Annotated in this window: 14 protein-coding genes; 4 read left to right on the forward strand and 10 right to left on the reverse strand. The window is 73.0% G+C overall.

Going from position 1 to position 20530, the window contains the following annotated elements; all coding sequences use genetic code 11:
• Positions 1 to 108: 108 nt before the first annotated feature.
• From ACQPYE_RS32495 to ACQPYE_RS32515, 5 genes are all read right to left on the reverse strand, one after another.
• The gene (locus ACQPYE_RS32495) at positions 109 to 2439 is read right to left on the reverse strand and encodes a chitinase C-terminal domain-containing protein (protein ID WP_498716911.1); all 2331 of its coding nucleotides are present in this window, start codon (positions 2437 to 2439) and stop codon (positions 109 to 111) included.
• A 110-nt stretch (positions 2440 to 2549) separates the two neighbouring features.
• A complete protein-coding gene (locus ACQPYE_RS32500) occupies positions 2550 to 5405 on the reverse strand; it encodes an AfsR/SARP family transcriptional regulator (protein ID WP_498716913.1) in 2856 nt (951 codons plus the stop codon).
• Between the two features lie 734 nt (positions 5406 to 6139).
• Positions 6140 to 6790: a DedA family protein gene (locus tag ACQPYE_RS32505; protein ID WP_498716914.1), complete on the reverse strand. Its 651-nt coding sequence runs from the start codon at positions 6788 to 6790 to the stop codon at positions 6140 to 6142.
• A 166-nt stretch (positions 6791 to 6956) separates the two neighbouring features.
• Positions 6957 to 7148: a DUF397 domain-containing protein gene (locus ACQPYE_RS32510; RefSeq protein WP_498716915.1), complete on the reverse strand. Its 192-nt coding sequence runs from the start codon at positions 7146 to 7148 to the stop codon at positions 6957 to 6959.
• A gap of 17 nt (positions 7149 to 7165) precedes the next feature.
• Complete coding sequence (locus tag ACQPYE_RS32515; RefSeq protein WP_498716917.1) at positions 7166 to 8014, reverse strand: helix-turn-helix domain-containing protein; 849 nt, start codon at positions 8012 to 8014, stop codon at positions 7166 to 7168.
• 168 nt (positions 8015 to 8182) lie between these two features.
• Here ACQPYE_RS32515 and ACQPYE_RS32520 point away from each other — a divergent pair, with 168 nt between their 5' ends.
• A complete protein-coding gene (locus ACQPYE_RS32520; RefSeq protein WP_498716918.1) occupies positions 8183 to 8506 on the forward strand; it encodes a hypothetical protein in 324 nt (107 codons plus the stop codon).
• A 175-nt stretch (positions 8507 to 8681) separates the two neighbouring features.
• Here ACQPYE_RS32520 and ACQPYE_RS32525 read toward each other — a convergent pair whose 3' ends face one another.
• From ACQPYE_RS32525 to gnd, 3 genes are all read right to left on the reverse strand, one after another.
• The gene (locus ACQPYE_RS32525) at positions 8682 to 10886 is read right to left on the reverse strand and encodes a SulP family inorganic anion transporter (protein WP_498716919.1); all 2205 of its coding nucleotides are present in this window, start codon (positions 10884 to 10886) and stop codon (positions 8682 to 8684) included.
• Between the two features lie 317 nt (positions 10887 to 11203).
• Positions 11204 to 11821 carry a rhomboid-like protein gene (locus ACQPYE_RS32530; protein WP_498716920.1) on the reverse strand — a complete coding sequence of 206 codons (618 nt, stop codon included), beginning with the start codon at positions 11819 to 11821 and terminating at the stop codon, positions 11204 to 11206.
• A 24-nt stretch (positions 11822 to 11845) separates the two neighbouring features.
• A complete protein-coding gene (gnd, locus tag ACQPYE_RS32535; RefSeq protein WP_498716921.1) occupies positions 11846 to 13285 on the reverse strand; it encodes an NADP-dependent phosphogluconate dehydrogenase in 1440 nt (479 codons plus the stop codon).
• A gap of 123 nt (positions 13286 to 13408) precedes the next feature.
• Between gnd and ACQPYE_RS32540 the strand changes: the two genes are divergently transcribed.
• From ACQPYE_RS32540 to ACQPYE_RS32550, 3 genes are all read left to right on the forward strand, one after another.
• Entirely contained in the window at positions 13409 to 14416 is a 1008-nt protein-coding gene (locus tag ACQPYE_RS32540) for a LacI family DNA-binding transcriptional regulator (RefSeq protein ID WP_498716922.1), read from the forward strand.
• 177 nt (positions 14417 to 14593) lie between these two features.
• On the forward strand, positions 14594 to 16474 hold the full coding sequence (locus ACQPYE_RS32545) for a ricin-type beta-trefoil lectin domain protein (protein WP_498716923.1): 1881 nt from the start codon (positions 14594 to 14596) through the stop codon (positions 16472 to 16474).
• Between the two features lie 86 nt (positions 16475 to 16560).
• Positions 16561 to 17949, forward strand: a complete 1389-nt coding sequence (locus ACQPYE_RS32550) for a hypothetical protein (RefSeq protein ID WP_498716924.1) — start codon at positions 16561 to 16563, stop codon at positions 17947 to 17949.
• An 86-nt stretch (positions 17950 to 18035) separates the two neighbouring features.
• On the opposite strand, the gene ACQPYE_RS32555 is transcribed toward ACQPYE_RS32550, so the two are convergent.
• Both ACQPYE_RS32555 and ACQPYE_RS32560 read right to left on the reverse strand, forming a co-directional pair.
• Positions 18036 to 19832 carry a sigma-70 family RNA polymerase sigma factor gene (locus ACQPYE_RS32555; protein WP_498716925.1) on the reverse strand — a complete coding sequence of 599 codons (1797 nt, stop codon included), beginning with the start codon at positions 19830 to 19832 and terminating at the stop codon, positions 18036 to 18038.
• 69 nt (positions 19833 to 19901) lie between these two features.
• On the reverse strand, positions 19902 to 20504 hold the full coding sequence (locus ACQPYE_RS32560; protein ID WP_498716926.1) for a LysE family translocator: 603 nt from the start codon (positions 20502 to 20504) through the stop codon (positions 19902 to 19904).
• Positions 20505 to 20530 lie beyond the last annotated feature (26 nt).

The following is a 20530-nucleotide window of genomic DNA, read 5'->3' on the forward strand; positions in this document are numbered from 1 at the left end:
GGCGTTCACGTGGGTTGCCGCCCTGGTCCCCTCACCCGCCGCCGTAAGGGGTGGCAGACGGCGGGTAAGGGATGCCTCAGGCGGACGTCGGAGCGCGTCGGGTGCCCCTCAGCAGGTGCCCAGGTCGCGCCAGACGCCCCACTCGCCGGTCGTGCCCGGCTCGTCGCCCTGCGTCCACCACTTGGCCTGCCAGCGCTTGCCCCGGTGCGAGACCTCGTTGCCGCCGTTGTAGACCTTGGCGCGGTCCCACGCGGGCACGGTGCAGCTCGGCTGGTCGGTCGTGGTCGTGGTGGTCGTGGTGGTGCTGCTGGTCGGGTCCGGGCCGCCACCACCGCGCGGGTGGTCGGAGGCGATGGCGTAGGACTGGCCGCCGAACGTGAGCTTGACGTTCGACGGCGACGCGATCGGCAGCTGGTAGCTCAGCGCGACGTCCACCGACGCGCCGGGCGCGAGCGGCTGCCAGGTCGGCAACGTCAGCTCGACGTGCTGGAAGTCGCCCTTCAGCCCGCCGGCGTTGCCGCCGGAGTGCCCCTTGGCGGTGACCCGCAGCCCGAAGCCGGACTGGTCGGCCATGCTGCCGGGCGCGCTGGTGCCGTAGTCGAACTCGATCTTCGTGCCGCCCGGCAGGGTGGTGGTCGAGTTGTTGGCCAGCTTCAGCTTCGGCGTGATCGGGTAGTTGCTGTCGCCGAGCGCGAACCCGGAGACGGTGGCGCTCACGTTCAGCACCTGGCTCGGCGTGGCCCCGGCGGCCTTCCGCGCCCCGTACGGCGCCGCGCCGCGCAACCCCTCGTTGATCTTGGTGAGCAGGGTGTCGCCGACCGTGTACTGGCCCTTGGCGCTGTCGAAGCGGTAGTCGCCCGCCAGCTCCCAGATCATGATGCCGCCGATGCCCTTGTCGGCCACGTACTTCGCCTTGGCCGCGATGGACTGCTCGTCCTCGGTGGACAGGAAGACCTTCTTGTCGGCGTTCCACAGCCACGGCGAGGTGAGCGTGCTGTCGTAGAACCGGTTGTAGGAGCCGGAGATCCGGTCGGCCGGGTCGGTGGCCGGGTCGAGGCCGTGCCGTCCCAGGTAGTCCGGCGTGATCTCGTTCTCCAGGTTCTTGGCGTGCCACATCGGGTTCACGCCCGACGGCACCTCGGCGCCGCCCGCGGTGGAGTCGTGCCACAGGTTGTCGATGCCGATCGCGCCGTTGCCGCACGGCGTGGTCGAGCCGACGCTGGAACCCGTGCCGGGCGGGCACTTCGCCTGGTCCGGCAACGCGGCGCGGCCCCACAGCCCGTTCGTGCCGCCGGTGACGCCCTGCCAGCCGCGGCTGTAGAACGGGACGCCGAGGTTGATCCGGCCGGCCTGCATCGCGCCCCGGTAGTAGTGGTAGGCCCAGTCGGTGTTCAGGTAGCCCATGCCCTCGTACTGCGGCGCGGTGTAGACGCCGCCGGCGGCCAGTTCGCCGTCCTTGCCGTCGTCGTAGAGCGCGGCGTTCGGGCCGACGAAGTGGTTCCACGAGCCGTGCAGGTCGTAGCTCATCACGTTCAGGTAGTCGAGGTAGCGGGTGACCTGGTAGGCCTCCTGCCCGCGCAGCAGCCAGCCCGAGGCGGGCACGGCGGCGGTGAGCAGGTAGTGCCTGCCGTCCTGCACCGAGGCGCGGTCCAGCTTCTCCCGCAACGCCTTCATGATCTTCTCGTAGCCCGCCCACAGCGTGCCGCGGTTGGCGTTGGAGATCCAGAAGTCGTCCGGGTTGCCCGCGTGGTTGTTCGACGTGGCGTACTCGTAGTCGATGTCCACGCCGTTGAACCCGTACGTGCGGATGAACTGCACGGCCGAGTCGGCGAAGGCGTCCACGGTGGCCTGCGGCTGCGCGCCGAGCTTGTAGAACCCGCCGTTCGCGTTGCGCGTGCCGTCGGGGTCGAGGAAGCCCCCGGTCTCCGCCCAGCCACCGACCGAGATCAGCGTCTTCACGTTCGGGTGCTGCTTCTTGTACTTGTTGAGCAGGTTGAAGTGCCCCTTGTACGGCAGGGACGGGTCGGGCTCGACGCCCGGCCAGGTCATGCCGGTGGAGGCGTTGTCCGGGCCGTCGGGTCCGACCGAGACCCGGTTCTGCGCGTCGAGGTGCGCGAACGCGTAGTTGAGGTGCGTGACCTTGGTCCACGGGATGTCGGAGGCCAGGTAGGCGGGCGTGCCGTCCCGGCCCGTGCGCCAGTTGGTGAAGTAGCCGATGACGCGGCGGGAGTGGTCGGCGCCCAACGACTCCCGGCCCTCGGTGTCGTAGACGGAGCAGTACGGGACGGCGACGCCGGGTGTCTGGTAGAGGCCGTCGGGACGGCACTCCTCCCCGGCGGCGGCGGCACTGGGCGGGGTCGGGGACACGACGGCGACGACGAGTCCGGCCACCGCGGCGAACAACGCCACGAGCGGCGACAACCTGGTTCTCTTGGGCACGACCGGCACACCTCCTGCGCGGGGGCGGCGGCCACAGCACGATGCCCGAACCGTAAATAGGTCTAGACCTCTCTGTCAATAGGTCCAGACCACTTGAGGAGGTGGTGCGGTCAGGCGGAGGTGGTGGCGCGGGCGCGGGCCAGGCGTTCCCGCACCTGGTCGGCCTCCGGGGCGTCCAGCTCGGTGAACAGCGCCAGCGCCCGCTGCCAGTGCGCCACCGCGCCGGGCAGCCCCTGCCGGTCGAACACCGTGGCCAACCGGTCGTGCGCCATCGCCTGGTGGTAGGGGCTCGCCGCGGCCGACGCGACCGACAGCGCCGTGCGCGCCGACGTGACGGCCTCCGCGCCCTCGCCCGCCTCCAGCAGCACCATCGCGAGGTCGGTGTGGCAGGTCGACTCACCGCACTGCTCGCCGACCTCGCGGTACATCGTCACCGCCGCCCGCAGCCACGTCTTCGCCTCGCCGTAGCGGCGTGACGCCTGGTGCAGCAGCCCGAGGTTGTGGTGGGCGTTCGCCTCGGCCCAGCGGGAACCGGCCGCCCGGCTGGCCTCCAGCGCCTCCCGGTAGGAGGCCTCCGACTCGTCGACCCGGCCCAGGGACGCCAGCATGTCCGCGACCGTGGTCAGCGCTCTGGCCTGCGCGTTCACGTCGCCGGACGCCCGCGCCACCTCCAACGCCTCGCGGTGCCGGGCCAGGGACTCGTCCATCCGCTGGAACTGGGCCAGCGCGACACCCAGGTTGAACAGCATCACGAACCTCGCCTCGGGGTCGCCGAGCGTGGTGGCCGCCTCCAGCGCGGCCTCCGTGGTGCGCAGCCACGTCGTCCGGTCCGCGCGCAGCCAGAGGAACCGCGACAGCGTGTACGGCAGCTGCCAGGCGTGCACGAGCCACGCCGGGTCCGAACCCGGCGCGGCGGCCAGCTCGGAGGCGGCGACGATGTTGCCCTGCTCGGCGTCCAGCCAGGCGATCGCCTCCGGCGAGCCGGTCAGCTTCGGCACCTCCAGCGGCACGTGCGCCGGCGCGACCCGCACGCTGCTGCCGCGCGTCACCGGCAGCCGACCGTCGGCCAGGTCCGCGCAGTGCAGGTAGTAGTCCAGCATCCGGCTGGTCGCCTCGTGCCGCGGGGTCGCGGGCAGTTCGGCGGCCAGCGTCCGCATGTAGACGCGCACCAGGTCGTGCGCCCCGTACCGACCGGGCTCGTTGACCGACAGCAGGTTCGCCGCCGTCAACGCGTCCAACGCGCGCTGCGCGTCGCCGACGCGGACCTGTGCCATGGCGGCCACCACGAACGCCGTCACGTCCGCGCCGGGGTGCAGGCCGAGCAGCGCCAGCAGCCGCGCGGGCAGCGGGGACAGCGCCCGGCGTGACGCGTCCAGCGCCGCGCGCACCGTCGAGTCCTCGTCCTCCAGGCCGAGGGCGGCCAGCCGGCCGTGCTCGTCGTCCAGCTCGGCGACGAGTTCGGCGACCCGCAACGCGGGCGCGACCGCGAGCCTGGCCGCCGCGATCCGCAGCGCCAGCGGCAGCCCGTCGCACAGCACGGCCAGCCGGCGCAGCGCGGCGGCCTCCGTCGCGTCCCGGCCGGCGACCCGGCTGACCACGGCCACCGACGCGTCCGGGTCCAGCATGTCCAGCTCGACCAGCCGCGCCTCGGCGTGCGCGACCAGCCCGACCAACCGCCGGCGGGACGTCACCAGCACGCACGACGGCGGTCCGGGCAGCAGCGGCAGCAGCTCGGTCGAGCCGCGGGCGTTGTCCAGCATCACCACCATGCGCCGGTCCGCGATGAGCGTGCGGAACAACGCCGACCGCTCCTCGACCGTGACCGGGATGTCCGGCGACGGCACGCCCAGCGTGCGCAGGAACCTGCTCAGCACCTCGCCCGCGCCCAGCGGCTCCTGGTTCGGGTCGTAGCCGTGCAGGTCGACGTACAGCTGGCCGTCCGGGAACTCCTCGCGCACGCGTTGCGCCCAGTGCAGGGCCAGCGCGGTCTTGCCGACGCCCGCGGGACCGGTGACCACGAGGACCAGGCCGCCACCCGGGTAGGAGGCCAGCAGGCCGTCCAGGCGCTTGAGCTCGTCGTCACGGCCGATCAAGGACGCCGAGACGCGCGGCAGCTGCGCAGGCGTGATGGCGGGCGAGGACTCGGCGACCGGGCGCACCGCCATCGGCTGGGTCGGGCGCTCGGGCTCGGGGTCCTCCCCCGCCAGCACGGCCCGCTGGAGCTTGCGCAGCTCCGGGCCCGGCTCCACGCCCAGCTCCTCGACCAGCACCCGACGTGCCTCGCGGTAGACGGCCAACGCCTCGGCCTGCCGTCCCGCCTGGCACAGCGCGCGCATCAGCAGGCCGTGCCCGCGTTCCCGGAGGGGGTGCTCGCCGACCAGCGTGGTCAGGGACGGCACCAGCTCCGCGCCGCGGCCGATCAGCAGCAGCAGCTCGGCCCGTTCCTCCAGCACCGCCAGCCTGCGCTCGACCAGCCGGCCGCGCTCGACCTCGGCGAACAGGCCCGCGACACCGCCGAGCGGCTCGCCGCGCCACCGGCCGAGCGCCTCGTCCAGCGCGGTGGCCGCCGCGACCAGGTCGCCGGTCGCGCGCAGCCGGGCCGCCGCCGCCACGCCGCGCTCGAACTCGTCCAGGTCGACCTGCTGCGGGTCCACGCGGAGCAGGTAGCCGTCACCGACCGAGGTCAGCAGCTCGGCCGGGGCTCGGCGGGCGCGGCTGGGCTCCAGCGCGCGGCGCAGGCCGGCCACGTAGGTCTGCACCAGGTTGACCGCGCTGGTCGGCGTGTGGTCGCCCCAGACGGCCTCGATGATCTGGTCGCGGCTGACCGGGACGTTGCGGGCCAGCAGCAGCACCGCCAGCACGGCGCGCTGCTTGGCGGCGCCGAGGTCGACCTCCCCGCCGCCGCGCACCGCTCGGAGCAGGCCGAGCACCTCGAACCGCAAGCGCTCGCCGCCGCCGTCTGCCACCGACCGATCCTTCGCCGAACGTTGGGCCCCCGGACGGAGCCTAGGAGATCACTCCAGTCCGGCTCCAGTCGTCCTGTAGCCGCATTCTTACGCTAAGCGTGTCCGATCAACCACACAGGGCGAACCCCGGTGAACGAGGTTGGACCAGACAGCGGAACATCCGCTGCTCTCCCTGAACGACGAGGGCAGGCCGGCGTGCAAGGGGCATCCAGCCCGCGGCGGCGGAACGCCGGCCCGCCCTCGTCCCCTTCTCCACCGGAGAAGGGTCATCCGGTAGGGGATGACCCACCTCCATGCCCTCCCCCAGTCGAAGGGGCCGGGTCCGGGACCGAACCCCCGGACCCGGCCCTTTCGGCGTTCGCGCGGGGCCAGAGCTCCGACACCGACGGCCGACGCGCGAGTCCCGCTCCAGCCGACCGTTCGCGGGCGCCGATTCGGGCGACCGCACCGGCTGGGCGGCCGATCCAGGGTCTTGGCGCGTCCGGTGCCCGGCGGCAGTCCGGGGACAGGCGGCGAGTCGGGTCACCAGCCGACCGGCCCATGCCGGGTCACCGGCACCGATGAGGCAGCATCCCGACCGAGCGGGGTTCGGGGTCAGGCGGTCCCGGTCACGCCGCGGTGCAGTGGCCGATCCAGGCGGAGGGGTCGCCGTCGCTGCCAGTGGCCCTTTGCCGGAAGCGGTGGCCGGAAGCGGTGGCCGGAGGCGGGCGTCCCGAGCAGGTGAGGTTCCGGGGTCAGGCGACCTCCTCCAGCTCACGCGGCGCGGGGACGGGCTTGGCCGCTTTCCGCCGCCGGCGCAGCACCACCACCACGCCGACCACGGCCGCGACACCCATCAAGCCCCACATCGCGCCGTTGAACACCGACTCGATGTACTTCGCCGACGCGCCCGCCGCCGAGCCGATGCCGATGTGCAGCGCCGACCAGCTCACCGCCCCCGCGATCGACGCCGGCAGGAACCGCCGGTACTCCAGCTTCGACGCCCCCGCCGACGCGGGCACCAGGGTCCGCACCACCGGCATGAACCGGGCGAAGAACACCGCCCACGCGCCACGCCTGCGCAGCAGCGCGCCGGCCTTGTCCCAGTGCTCCTGGCCGAGCTTGCGCACCACCTTGCCGTCCCGCAGCCGATCGCCGTACCGGCGCCCGAGGAAGTAGCCGATGCTGTCCCCCGCCACCGCGCACACCGACACGACCAGCCACATGACCAGGAAGCGGGACGTGCTGGTGACCGTCGTGGCGGCCAGCAGCAGCGCGCTCTCGCCCGGCGCGATGAAGCCGACGCCCAACGTGCACTCCGCCAACGTCAACGCGCCCGTCACCGCGAGCACGGCGGGCTGCGGCAGACCGGCGAGCCCCTCCAGGGCGTCGGTCAGCAAGGCCATGGTTCATCCCCCTGTGGATCATGACGTGCACTCGGAGTGCAGGCTAAGGGGAGTCCACCGCAATCACGCCGGCGGGCGCATCGGACCTCGGTCTGACCGACCGCCAGACCAAGGTCGTACGGGTAGGTGGCCGAAAGTCGGGGACACGCCCGGAAGGGAACGGCGGTCAGCGGCCGTCGAATGCGCCGTTCTTCGCGCCGCCCACGAATCGCGACCACTGCGCGAAACCGAAGTCCAGCTCGCCGCGGCTTCGGTTCTTCGAATCACGCACGCCGGCGCCGTTGCGGTCGAGCGCGATTTCCACGCACTCCGGACCACCGGCGGACGACCACGTGCTCTTGCGCCACGGGCGTTTCATGTCGGTTCACCTCGGATTCAGGCGAGCTCGCGCGCCACCCGCCCGATCAGCGCGGACGAGGCGGCCGGGTCGAGCGAGTGAGCGCTGAGCCGTGCGAACATGTCGGAATACCTGGCGACGTCCGAAGGCTGTTCCCAATAGACGTCGCCCTTCGGACTTTCGATGTATACCACGGCCGGATCCGACTGCTCGGGAAACGACAGGATGACGAACGGGCCGTCCATCGCAGCGTGACCGCCCGCTTCGAAAGGAACCACCTGCAGGGTGATATTCGGCAGTTCTCCGACCTCGTTGAGTCGCGCCAACTGCTCGGCCATCACCTCCGGGCCGCCCACCGACCTCCTCAGGGCCGCCTCGTCCACGACCACGTGCAGGCGCAGCGGGTCGTCCTCCCGCAGCAGCGCCTGCCGCGCCCTGCGCAACTCCACCCGGCGGTCCACCTCGGCCGGCGCCGCGCCCGGCAGCACGGCCCGGATCAACGCCCTGGTGTACGCCTCGGACTGGAGCAGGCCGGGCACCATGAGACCCTGGTAGGTGCGCACCCACTCGGCGTCGGCCTCGAACCCGACGTAGCGGCCGGGCGCGACGTCGCCGAACTCGTCCCACCACGCCCGCCGCCGCGCGTCGCGGGCCAGCTGCACGAGCCCCTCCGACGTGGCCCGGTCGGCGCCGTAGGCCGAGAGCATGTCGCGGACGTCGCGCGGGGTGACGCCGACGCGGCCGGTCTCGATGCGGCTGATCTTGGACGCCGAGCACTCCAGCCGCTCGGCGACGTCCTCGATGGTGAGGTCGGCCGCCTCGCGCAGCCTGCGCAGCTCGCTGACCAGCCGTCGCTTGCGCAGCGTCGGGCTGCTGCCCCGTGGCATCCGGACACCTTTCGTCGGCGGCCCCGACCCGGGGGCCGTCGACCAGTCTGTGGCCGTGCGCGGAAGGAGCAAAGGGACGTCATCCATTCGTGTAATGCAACTTGCAGAGGGCCGGACCCGGTAACAGGCTGCGTGCAGCACACCGCCCCCAGAAAAGGAGCGCTGAAGGTGTCCACCACCGTCTTCAGCCAGCTCGACCGGTCCCTCCGGGAACACCTGGCCACGCTGGTCCGCCTCGCGTCGACCGGCGACGACGAGACGGCGGTCGAGCTGGCCCGCCGCGAACTGCCCAAGGTGGTGACCGCGGTCAAGGCGCTGCTCGACGAGCACACGCCCGACGAGCACGGCCGCTGCCCGACGTGCCGCACCCACCGCTGGAGCCGCCGCCTGCCCTCGCCGTGCCGGGCCTACCTCGGCGCGCAGCTGGCGCTGACCGCGGGCGGCGACGAGCCGTCCGGCAACCACCGCAAGCACCTGCGCAGCGTCGGCTAGCCGAAGCCCCGTCGGGCGACGCGCCTCCCCCGCGGATCGAGCCCCACCAGCGCCGCCCGACCTGATCCGAGCCCGCCGCCGAACCGGCCACGCACCCCCGACCGAGGCCGGTCCGCGGTCGAGGCTCGGCACGGGGTGGTCGGTCCGTGAGGGGACCGACCACCCTGTGGTGAACTCAGACGCAGACGGGTTCGAGGCCGTCGCGCTCCGGGTCCACCAGGTACACCCGGGCCGCCGAGATGTCGAAGTACATGCCGACCAGGCGCAACGACCGCGTGGCCACCGCTTCCCGCACGCTCGGGTACGTCATCAGGTTGTCCAGCTGCTGCGCCACGTTCGCCACCGACAGCCGTTCCACCACCGGCAGGTCGGACTCGCCCGCGTGGAACCGGATCAGGCTCGGCTCGACCGCCTTCAGCCACGTGTGCAGCTGCGTGCCCGGTCGCGTCGAGCCGTGCACCACCGCCTTCATCGCGCCGCAGTCCGAGTGCCCGCACACCGCGATCGTCTCGACCGCCAGCACCTCCACCGCGTACTCGATCGCCGCGCCGACGGAGTCGTCGCCGGCCAGCGGCACCAGGTTGCCGATGTTGCGCACGCAGAACAGGTCGCCCGGCCCGCTCGTGGTGATCAGGTTGGGCACCACGCGGGAGTCGGCACACGTGATGAACAGCTGCCGCGGGCGTTGGCCTCGCGCGGCCAGCTCCGCCAGGAACGGGCGGACCAACGGCGCGGTGGTGCGCTCGAACTCGCGCATGCCGCGGATCATCGGGTCGGCGTCGGCGCGCTGCCTGGGCAGGGTGACGTGCCGGCCGCGCTGCCAGTGCGACCACGGCGCGAACCACCTCGGCAGCGGCGACAGCGGTGTCTTGCGCAGCGCGGGGATGCCCTTGGTGGCCTTGCTGAACCACGTGTCGTGCACCTCGTCCACCTCGACGTGGCCGCCCAGCCGCTCGTAGCCGACGCGCCAGTCGTCGATCGCCTCGTACGCCCCGTGGTCGAGGAAGTCGATGTGCAGCTCCAGCGTCACGCGCTGCCCCAGCGGGATGGCGCGCAGCCCGCGCACCAGCCGCCCGGCGCCGAGGAACACCAGCGAGCCGCGGATCGTCACGCGCCAGGAGTCCGGCTCCTCCTCGATCCGCACCGACGAGCGGGTCAGCCGGTACAGCGACCGCAGCACCGCCGCCGCGACGCCCAGCAGCACGCCTTCCACCAGCCCGAGCACCAGCACGCCCACCACCGTGACCGCGTACGCGGAGAACTCGCCGTGCCGCCACAACGCCCGCATCCGGCGCACGCTCACCAGCCGCACGCCCACCACGAGCAGCACACCGGCCAACGCCGCCAACGGGATCCGCTCCAGGACCCAGCCGAGCGCGAGCACGAACACCGCGACCCACAAGCCGTGCAGCACGGTCGACGCGCGGGTGCGCGCGCCGGCGGCGACGTTGGTCGAGCTGCGCGCGATCCCGCCGGCGATGGGCAGCCCGCCCAGCGCGCCGGCCACGACGTTGGCCGCGCCCTGGGCGATCAGCTCCCGGTCGAGGTCCGCGCGCGGGCCGTCGTGCAGCTTGTCGACGGCGACGGCGGACAGCAGCGACTCGACGCTGGTCACCACGGCCACGGTCAGCACGGCGAAGGTGACCGCGCCGAAGCTGCCGGAGGGCATCCGGGGCAGCACGACCTGGCCGAACAGGTCACCGGGCAGGTCGACCCTCGCCACGTCGAGCCCGACGGTGGCCAGCGTCGCCGCCAGCACCGCCACCAACGGCGCGGGCACGAACCCGGCACGCGGCACGTGCGGCCACAGCAGCAGCGCCAGCACGGCGAGCGCGCCGACCAGCAGCGCCGACCACGCCACGTCGGCGGTGAGCACCCGGGCCAGGTTGTCGAGCACGGACGTGGCCGCCGAGCCGCCGAGGACGACCGACAGCTGCCCCACCGCGATGCTGAGGCCGATGCCGGCCAGCATGCCGTGCACCACGGCGGGCGACAGGGACAGCGCGACCCGGCCGAGCCGGCCGAGGCCGAACGCGACCTGCACCGCGCCGGCGGCGAGCGTGATGGCGGCGGTGGCGGCCCAGCCGTACTCGGCGATGATCCCCGCGATGATCACCACCGAGCCGGTCGCGGGCCCGCTGACCAGGACCGGTGTGCCGGACAGCGCGCCGGCCAGGATGCCGCCGACGACGGCGGAGATCAGCCCGGCCATCAGCGGCGCGCCGGTCGCGGCGGCGACGCCCAGCGACAGCGGCACGGAGATCAGGAGCACCACCAGCGAGGCGGGCAGGTCGTGGCGCAGCACGGCGGCGAGACCACCCGGGGGGCCCGCCGTGGTGTGCTCGCCCGCGTGGGACTTGTTGGGGCGTGGACGGTTCATGCCTGGTCCTCTTCTTCTGGCAAGGGGGTATCGCCCCACGCGGGCGCGCGGGGTGTCGTTCGGGAGAGGTGTGCCTAGTGGCGCGCTAAGGGCGGCAGCAGTCGCGGCCAGCAGGCGTCGAGTCGGAACTCGGCCCCGGCGCGGTGATGGGGGTCGGCCACGGTGGCACCTCCGTGTCGGCACAGGGGAACGTGTCGGCACAGCCCGCGTCGCACAGGTCGCGTCCAGACCATGATGACTGAGGAAGTGGGCGGTCTGACAGCGGTTCCACCCGGTCGTGTTGATCACGAGCGGGGTCGTCACCCCTGGTGACGGACTTACCTGCCGACGGCCGCGTAGGCGCGGCCCACCGCGAGCGTGCCGCCGCACAGTCCGATGAGGACGGCCGCGACCTGGCCCACGGCGGCGAACCCGGGCACCGGGCCGAACCACTCGGCGCTCGCCAACGGGAACGCGAGGAGCAGCGCCAGCCAGGGCGCGCGCAGCACCACCGGACCCAGCACGGTGATGCCGCCGGCCGCGCTGAGCGCGACGTGGGCGGGGCCGACGTCGACCACGTCGGTCAGATCGACCGGGTAGGCGCCCGAAGAGATGACGAGCGCCGTCACGAGCGCCGCGCCGACGTGTCCCACGAGGACCACCGCCACCGCGCGCCACGGCCCGACCTCGCGCTCCAGCGCGCCGAGGCAGAGCGCCACGCCGACCAGGGCCAGCCCGGTGGCCACCAGGCCGTCGCCGGCGGGGTCGAGCACGAACGCGCTGCCGAGCAGCGCGTTGACCGGGTGGTCGGCGAGGTTGGCCGCGTTCGTGCTCAGCGACGCCCGCACCTGCGCCGACATCCCGTCGGCGAACACGAACCGCGTCAGCAGCGCGAGCACCGCCACGGCCGACAGGTAGCCGGCCGTGACGGGGAGGCGCCGGAAGCGTTCACGCACCCGGCCATGATCGGGCCGGTGGTCTCAGGCGTCCACTTGAGACCTGTCACCCGACCAGAGGGTGTGGAAGCTGCCCTCGCGGTCGGTGCGGCGGTAGGTGTGCGCGCCGAAGAAGTCGCGCAGCCCCTGGATCAGCGACGCGGGCAGCCGCTCGGACCGCAGCCCGTCGTAGTACGCCAGCGCGGACACGAACCCGGGCGCGGGCACGCCGGCGGACACCGCCTTCACCACGACGCGCCGCCACGCCTCCTCGGCCGACTGGACCGCGTCGCGGAAGTAGTCGTCCACGAGCAGGGACGCCAGCTCCGGCGCCTTGTCGTAGGCCTCGCGGATGCGGTCGAGGAACCGGGCCCGGATGATGCAGCCGCCGCGCCAGATCGTGGCCATCGCGCCCAGGTCGAGGTCCCAGCCGTACTCGGCGCTCGCCGCCCGCATCTGGTCGAAGCCCTGCGCGTACGCCACGACCTTCGACGCGTACAGCGCCTGCCGCACGTCCTCGACCAGCGAGGTGTCCGCGCCGCCCACGACCGCGGCCGGGCCGAACGCCGACCGCACCGCCTGCCGCTGGCCGGCCCGCCCGGACAGCGACCGCGCGAACACCGCCTCGGCGATGCCGGTCACCGGCACGCCCAGCTCCAGCGCCTCCTGCACGGTCCAGCGGCCGGTGCCCTTCTGCTCGGCCTCGTCCGCGATCACGTCCACCAGCGCGGCGCCCGTCTCGGCGTCCACGTGGCCGAGCACCTCGGCGGTGATCTCCACCAGGTAGGACTCCAGGTCGCCGGTGTTCCAGCCGCGGAACACCTCGGCCACCTCGGCGGGCGCCATGCCGCCGACCCGGTGCAGCAGGTCGTAGGCCTCGGCGATGAGCTGCATGTCGGCGTACTCGATGCCGTTGTGCACCATCTTCACGAAGTGCCCGGCGCCGTCCGGCCCGACGTGCACGCAGCACGGCACGCCGTCGACCTTGGCCGCGATGTCCTCCAGCACCGGCCCGAGGTGCTGGTAGGACTCCTTCGAGCCGCCGGGCATGATCGACGGGCCGTTGAGCGCGCCTTCCTCGCCGCCGGAGATGCCCGCGCCGACGAAGTGCAGCCCGGCGTCCTTCAGCGCGGCCTCGCGGCGGCGGGTGTCGGCGTAGTGGGCGTTGCCGCCGTCGATCACCGTGTCGCCGGCCTCCAGCAGGGGCACGAGCTCGTCGATGACGGCGTCGGTGGGTCCGCCCGCCTTGACCATGATGATGATCTGGCGGGGCGTCTGGAGGCTCGCGACGAGCTCTTCCAGCGTCTCGGCCGGCACGAAGTCGCCCTCGTGGCCGTGGTCGGCGATCAGCGCTTTGGTGCGGGCGTGGCTGCGGTTGTGCACGGCGACGCGGTAGCCGTGCCGGGCGAGGTTGCGCGCCAGGTTGCTGCCCATGACGGCGAGCCCGGTGACGGCGATCCGCGCGGGTGCCTCGGAGGTGGTCATCTGCACAGCCTGCCCAAATCCCCGCCCGCGCGCACCTGTGCGAGCCTCCTGTCCGCCCACTTCGTCGCACTGCGCCGATTGCCCTGTAACATCGTGAAACGCTGGTGGAACAGGGGGACGCGAATGGCCAGGGCGACGGTGCGGGACGTGGCGGCGGCGACCGGGCTCTCCATCGCCACGGTGTCGCGCGTGCTCAACGGCCAGGCCAACGTCGCCGAGCGCACCCGCGAGCTGGTGCTGCGCACCGTGGCCGGGTTGGGCGCGGAGGCGCCGCGGGCGCGTGGCGCGAAGCCGGCCGGCCCGATCTACGTGCGCTGCCCGTACCTGCTCACCGACTACTTCGGACTGATCGTCTCCAGCGTCGCCGAGACGCTGGCCCTGCACCACCGCCAGGTCGCGCTGAGCGCGGGCGTGTCGGCGCAGCGGGAATCGGTGCTGCCCGGCCTGGCGGCCCGCGCGGACGTGGGCGGCGCGATCCTGATCCTGCCGCCGGAGCCGGCCGAGGAGCTGGTCCGGCTGCGCGACCGCCGGTTCCCGTTCGTGGTGGTCGACCCGCGCACCGAGCTGCCCCGTGACGTGGCGTCGGTGTCGGCGGCGCACTTCGCGGGCGCGCGGCGGCTGATGGCGCACCTGGTGGAGCTGGGCCACCGGCGGATCGGGATCATCGGCGGCCCCCGCGACTGGCTGGCCGGCGACGGCAGGCTCGCCGGGTACGCGGCGGCGTTGTCCGACGTCGGCGTGCTGCCGTCGGCGGAGCTGCTGCGGCACGTGGACGAGCCCACCGAGGAGAACGGCCACCTGGTCGCCCGTGACCTGCTCGCCCTCGCGGACCGGCCGACGGCGCTGGTCGCGTTCAACGACAAGATGGCCGTCGGCGCGTTGCGCGCGGCCCGCGAGCTGGGCCTCGACGTGCCGCGCGACGTGTCGGTCGCCGGTTTCGACGACCTCGACCTCAGCCGCGCCACGTGGCCGGAGCTGACCACGGTGCGGCAGCCGTTGCAGGAGATGGGCCGGATGGCCGTGACCCTGCTGATGCGGTTGCTCGACCGGCACGAGCTGGAGGCGCTGCACGTCGAGCTGGCCACGGAACTCGTGGTCAGGGCGTCCACCGGGCCCGCCCCACGCGGCTGACGGCCCGCGACCGCACCGCTCTTCACGGTCTTTACCGGTATTCACCGGCTGGAAAGCGCGAGCCTTGACACGGGTTCGGCAGCATTGTTTCCTTTCATCTGCGGACTAGTTCCACAAATGTTCCATTTTGTTACAGACTGCCGACCCCTGCCCACAACGTCGTGAAAGGAGTCCGGGGTGCCCTCTTCCCACCGTCGGGCTTTCGTCAGCGCCGGCATAGCCGTGATCACCGTCGCAGCCACCCTCGCCGCCTCGCAGCCCGCCGCCGCCGCGGGCGAGACCGTCAACGTGCACCTGACCACCACTTCCGACGGCGGCGGCCGGGTCGTCACCCGCGGCCTCGCCCAGCAGCCGGCCACCGCGTTCGGCTCGAACGGCGGCAGCGCGACCCACACCATCACCGTCAACGAGGGCACGACCTACCAGCAGTTCGAGGGCGGCGGCGCGTCGATCACCGACACCACCGCCTACCTGCTGCGCGGCGGTCCGGTCCCGGCCGCCACGCGGGACGCGGTGATGCGCAAGCTGTTCCACCCCGTCGACGGCATCGGCCTGTCGTTCGTGCGCAACCCCATCGGCGCGTCGGACCTGTCCCGGCCGGGCCACGTCTCGCTCGACGACACGTGCTGCGACCTCAACGACTTCGGCGCGAACGGCTACGACACGAACGTGCGGCTGCTCACCCAGCAGGCCAAGCAGCTCAACCCGCAACTGCGGGTGAAGGGCGTGCCGTGGAGCGCGCCGGGCTGGATGAAGGACAACGGCCGCATGGACCAGATGGGCTGGCTCAAGTGGGAGTACGCCCCCCTGTACGCCCAGTACTTCGTCAAGTACGTCCAGAGCTACCAGGCCGCGGGCATCCCGGTCGACTACGTGTCGGTGCAGAACGAGCCGAACTGCTGCCAGGCGGCCAACCCGACCGCGATGGACTACCCCGGCATGAGCTGGAACCCGGCGGGCCTGGCCGAGTTCACCAAGAACAACCTGTACCCGGCGTTCCGCGCGGCGGGCATCACCACCAAGGTGCTGGTGCACGACTGGAACTACGGCGACTACGCCAACTTCGGCTCCGGCGTCCTCAACGACGCGGGCGTGCGCAACGACCCGCTGTTCGGCGGCATCGCGTGGCACGGCTACTTCGGCGACCCGGCGGTCGGCACGCAGGTGCGCGGCCAGTACCCGACCGTGAAGCAGTTCAGCACCGAGCACTCCGGCGGCACGTGGATCTCGAACCAGCACAACGAGGACATGGCCGACATCGTCAACTACGCCCGCAACCACAGCTCCAGCCTGGTGAAGTGGAGCCTCGCGCTCAACCAGAACATGGGGCCGCACAACGGCGGCTGCGGCACGTGCACCGGCCTGATCACCGTGCAGGAGGGCGGGTCGCGCGCCGGCCAGGTCGACTACACCGTCGAGTACTACACGACCGGTCACCTGACGAAGTTCGTCCGGCCGGGCGCGTACCGGATCGACTCGACCGCGAACAGCACCGTGCAGAACGTGGCCTACCGCAACCCGGACGGCTCCAAGGCCCTGATCGCGCACAACGGCGGCACGTCGTCCCAGTCCATCCGGGTGAACTGGGGCAACCAGTCGTTCACCTACACCCTGCCCGCCCGCACCTCGGCCACGTTCACCTGGCAGGGCACGCCCGGCACCGGCAACCCCGGCGGCGGCGGTGGCGCGATCACCGGGCTGGGTGGCAAGTGCGTCGACGTCGCGGGGGCCAGCAGCGCGGACGGCGCGGCGGTGCAGCTGTACTCGTGCAACGGCACGGCGGCGCAGCAGTGGTCGCGGCCCGGTGACGGCACGCTGCGCGCGCTCGGCAAGTGCCTCGACATCAAGGACCGCGGCACCGCCGACGGCGCGCAGCTCCAGCTGTGGACCTGCGGCGGCGGCGCGAACCAGCAGTGGACGCACACCTCGGGCCGCGACCTGGTGAACCCGGCGACCGGCAAGTGCGTCGACGTCACGGGCAACACCAGCGCGGACGGGACCAGGCTCCAGATCTGGACCTGCACGGGCGCGGCCAACCAGAAGTGGACCATCGCCTGACCCCCGCCCCCGACCGCTGCGGGATCCCGCTCCACCGGACGGGCCACCCCTGACAACACGGCCGCGACGGCGCGAGAGTCCTCGGTATGACACGACTCCTCGTGCTCGTCGCGGCCGTGCTCGCGGCCGGTCTGACCGCTCCGGCGGCGCAGGCGCAGGCACCGTGGACCCTGACCGCCGCGCAGCGGCAGGCGTACCTCAACCACTACGCGCCCGTCATCCTCAAGCGGGGTGACGAGAACGACGGCAAGCAGGGCCGGGACTGGCTCGCGAACTTCGACTTCGACCGGGACGGCGCCTACGCCTCCAACCGCGCGAACTGGAAGCAGGTCCCGCAGTTCGTCACCGGGACCGCGGGCTACGAGCGGTGGCGCGTCCGGCCCACCCTCTACACCGCGCTGCTGGAGTTCACCGAGAACGGCGGCAAGTCGCTGGTGCTGCTGTACCACGTCTACAACGCGGCCGACAAGGACGGCGACGAGATCCACGACTGGGAGCGGGTGGAGATCGTGGTGCGCGGGGTGACCGGCACGCCGGGCGGCGCGGGCGAGTCGTTCGGCAACGCCACCGTGACCCACCACAAGGACCACGTCATGCGGCGCTCCTACGACCCTGACGTCAACTTCCTGCAGACCGCCGACGGCAGGCACCTGCTGCTGTGGCAGGCCGACGAGAGCGACTTCGACCTGCCCGACGCCGGGCCGCACGCGCACGAGCTGCGGTTCGTCACCGACACCTGGGCCTACGTCTCGGGCCGCGTGGCGTCCGGTGCGAACGCCGAGGTGCGGATCTCCGGCGCGGACAACCGGCGCAACGTGCACTACGCGTTCGTGCCGGAGGGCGCGGTGGGGGCGGTGGCCGCGCTCGGCGCGGTGCCGCTGACGTTCGCCAACGCGTCCGCGCAGGCCAGCCGGGTCGACAACGGCACGAAGGTGGCGTGGCCGCGGGTCAAGCGGCTGACCTACGAGTTGCAGGACCTGGCCGACATCGTGCCGACGCACTGGTCGCAGTCTGCGTGGCAGCGGCACTGGCTGGCCACCGACGTGGTGGACGTGCGGTTCGAGGCGCCCGCGCTGGGCATCGGGACGGGCGTGCAGCGGTTCTACAACCAGTCCCGCGACGACGCCGCGTCCGACCTCACCGACGGCCGCGAGGGTTACCTGTCCAAGGCGTGGTTCTTCGGCGCGTACTCGGCGGAGCTGGACGAGGACACGCCGTCCGGGTCGGACGACTTCGGCGGGTTCGCGGGCACCGGCCTGGACAGCTCCGGGCGCAGCCGCGGCGCGGTCAGCGGCGACCTGGCCTCGCACGGCGCGTACTGGCGGCAGCACGAGTACTTCGTGCACTCGGGCGGGATCGACGACAGCACGAGCCGCGAGGTGGGCGTGTGGCTGCCGCCGGGCTGGCACCTGGCGGCGAACGGCGGCTTCGACGGCCGGTGGCAACCGCTGTTCGACGACCGGCCGGACGCCTGAGGGGTACCCGGCCCGCCGCTGCTCGACCAGCGGCGGGCCGGTACCGCGGAGCGCCCGTCGCCGCACGACCGGCGGCGGGCGCTCGCCTAACCGGTGGCGCGGTAGGCCTCGCCGGCCCGGTTCGGCGTCCCTCCGGGCACGTACAGCCCCGTGCCCGGCTTGTCGGCGGGGAGCGCGAACCACGCGTAGCGCTCCAGGTAGGGCAGGTCTTCGAGCATCCGGGACGACGCGCCGGCGAAGTCGGCGAGCTGCCGCGCGTCCGGGTAGCGCACGCCGCCGCCCGAGAAGTCCATCAGCGAGTACTCGGTGAGCCAGATCGGCAGGCCGTAGCGGGCGCGCACGGCGTCCAGGTAGTTCTTCAGGTGGCCGACGGCGGCCGGGCCGAAGTCCGACCCGTACCAGTGCAGCGTGATGAAGTCGACCCGCAGGCCGCGCTGCCGCGCGCCGGTCATGAACCGGTCGAGCCAGCCGCCCGCCTGGTCACCGCTGTGCGCGACGGCCGGACTGCCCAGGCGCATCCCGGTCGCCTGGAGCTGCGGCCACAGGTCCAGCGCCTGCTCGACGGTCAGGTTCGACTGCTCGGCGAGGTCCGGCTCGTTGAAGCCGAGCAGGGTCGTGCCCTGGCCCTTGACCGCGGCCAGGTTCGCGGGCGTGACGGTCTTCGCGCCCCAGATCATCGGCACGTACTCCACGCCCGGCGGCGCCTGCACGTTTTCCCTGGTGGTGGCCCAGTTGTAGAACCAGCCCGCGCCGACGTCGGACAGCGCCCGCGTCACGCCCTCGAAGTGCCAGGTGCCGACGCCCTTCTTGACCGACTTGGCGACCGGCCGCACGACCGGCGCCGGCGCGACCGGAGGAACCGTCGTCGTCGTGGCCGTCGTGGTCGTCGTGGTCGTAGTGGCCGATGTGGTGGTGGTCGCCGGGACGGTCGAGTGCGTCCTGGTGGTCGTGACGGCGACCGGTGCGGCCACGGGCGTCGGCGTCCGTTCGACGGGCAGCAGCACGACCGCGCCCACCACCGCCGCGACGGCCGCCGCCGCGATCAGCGGCTTCGTGACCGCGCTCGCCCAGACCTTGCCGATGCCGACACCCTTCTCCACCACCGCGACCACCGGCTCGGCGGCGGCCAGGTCGAACCCGGCGGGCAGCGGCACGAGCGGGATCCGGGCCAGCAGCCCGTCCACGGCGGCCAGGTCGTCGAACCCGCGGGCGCAGCGGGCGCACTCCCGCGCGTGCCGCACGATCCGCTTGCGCCACAGCGCGTTCGGCTGCCCGTCCCAGTCCGCGACCACCTCGGCCAAGTCGCCGCAACGCGGCGCGGCGAGCACCCGGACGACCACCCGCGCCCCTTCGAGCTGCGCCTTCATCCGCTGCACCCGCACCGCCGCGTGCTGCGGCGTGAGGCCCAGCGCCTCGGCGAGCTCGGCCCGGGTGATCCGGCCGACCTGCTCCATCCACCACAGCGACAGCAGCTCGCGCTCGTCGTCGCCGATCCACCGGGTGGCCGCGACGACCTCGCGGCGCTGGCCGGTGAGCTGGAGCCGGGTGATGGCCAGGTCGGCGAAGTCCGCGCCGGGGTCGGCGAGGTCGGCCGGTTCGGTGTCGACCAGCGGCGGTCGGGTCCGGTGGTGGTCGCGCACCTGGTTCAGCGCGATGGCCAGCAGCCACGACCGGAACGCCTCGGGCTCGCGCAGCCCCGACAGCCCGTTCAGCGCGCGGAGCATGGTCTCCTGCACCACGTCGTCGGTGTCCGAGTGGCCGGCCAGGGCGCGCCCGACCACGTTGTAGACCAGCGGCAGGTAGGCGGCCACCAGCGCGTCCAACGCGCCCGGCTCCCCCCGCTGCGCGGCCGTCACCGCCGCGGCGTCCCCTGGTGTGCGCATGCCGTGTTCCTCTCGGCCGAGTCGGGCTTACCCACCGGAGACTCCTCGGCCGCGTCACGATAACGAGAATCAGGCGGCGAGCACCGAAGCCGCCATGCCGATCAGCGCCGTGCCGCACAGCCGCTCGAACACCGGCCGCACCCTCGGCCGCGACAGCAGCGCCGCCAGCCGGCCCGCCAACGGCACCACCACGGCCCAGAAGCACGCGAACACGCCCACCGCGACCGCCGAGAGGAGCGCGGCCTGCGGCAGCGGCGGCGCCGCCGGGTCCATGGCCTGCGGCACGAGGCTGAGGAACGTCAGCATCACCTTCGGGTTGAGCAGGTCGCACAGCACGCCGCGCAGGAACAGCGACCGGTCCGACTTCGGCGCCCGCCTGATCGGCCCACCGCGCCGGGCCGCCCGCAGCGTGGTCACGCCCAGGTAGGCCAGGTACAGCGCGCCCACCGCCTTGACCGCCAGCAACGCCGCCGGCGCCGCCGCGACCAGCGCGGACAGCCCCACCGTGGCCAGCAGGGCGTGCACCAGCAGGCCGGTCACCACGCCCGCCGCCGTCAGCGCGCCGTGCCGCACGCCGCGCACGGCGTTGCCGGTGACCAGCACGAAGTCCGGGCCGGGCACGACGGTGATGACGACGAGGGCGAGCAGGAACGAGGTCCAGGCGATGTGCACGGCCGCATCCTGGGCGATCCGTTCTG

It is taken from the genome of Actinosynnema sp. CA-299493 (assembly GCF_050946825.1).
Taxonomy (GTDB): Bacteria; Actinomycetota; Actinomycetes; order Mycobacteriales; family Pseudonocardiaceae; genus Actinosynnema.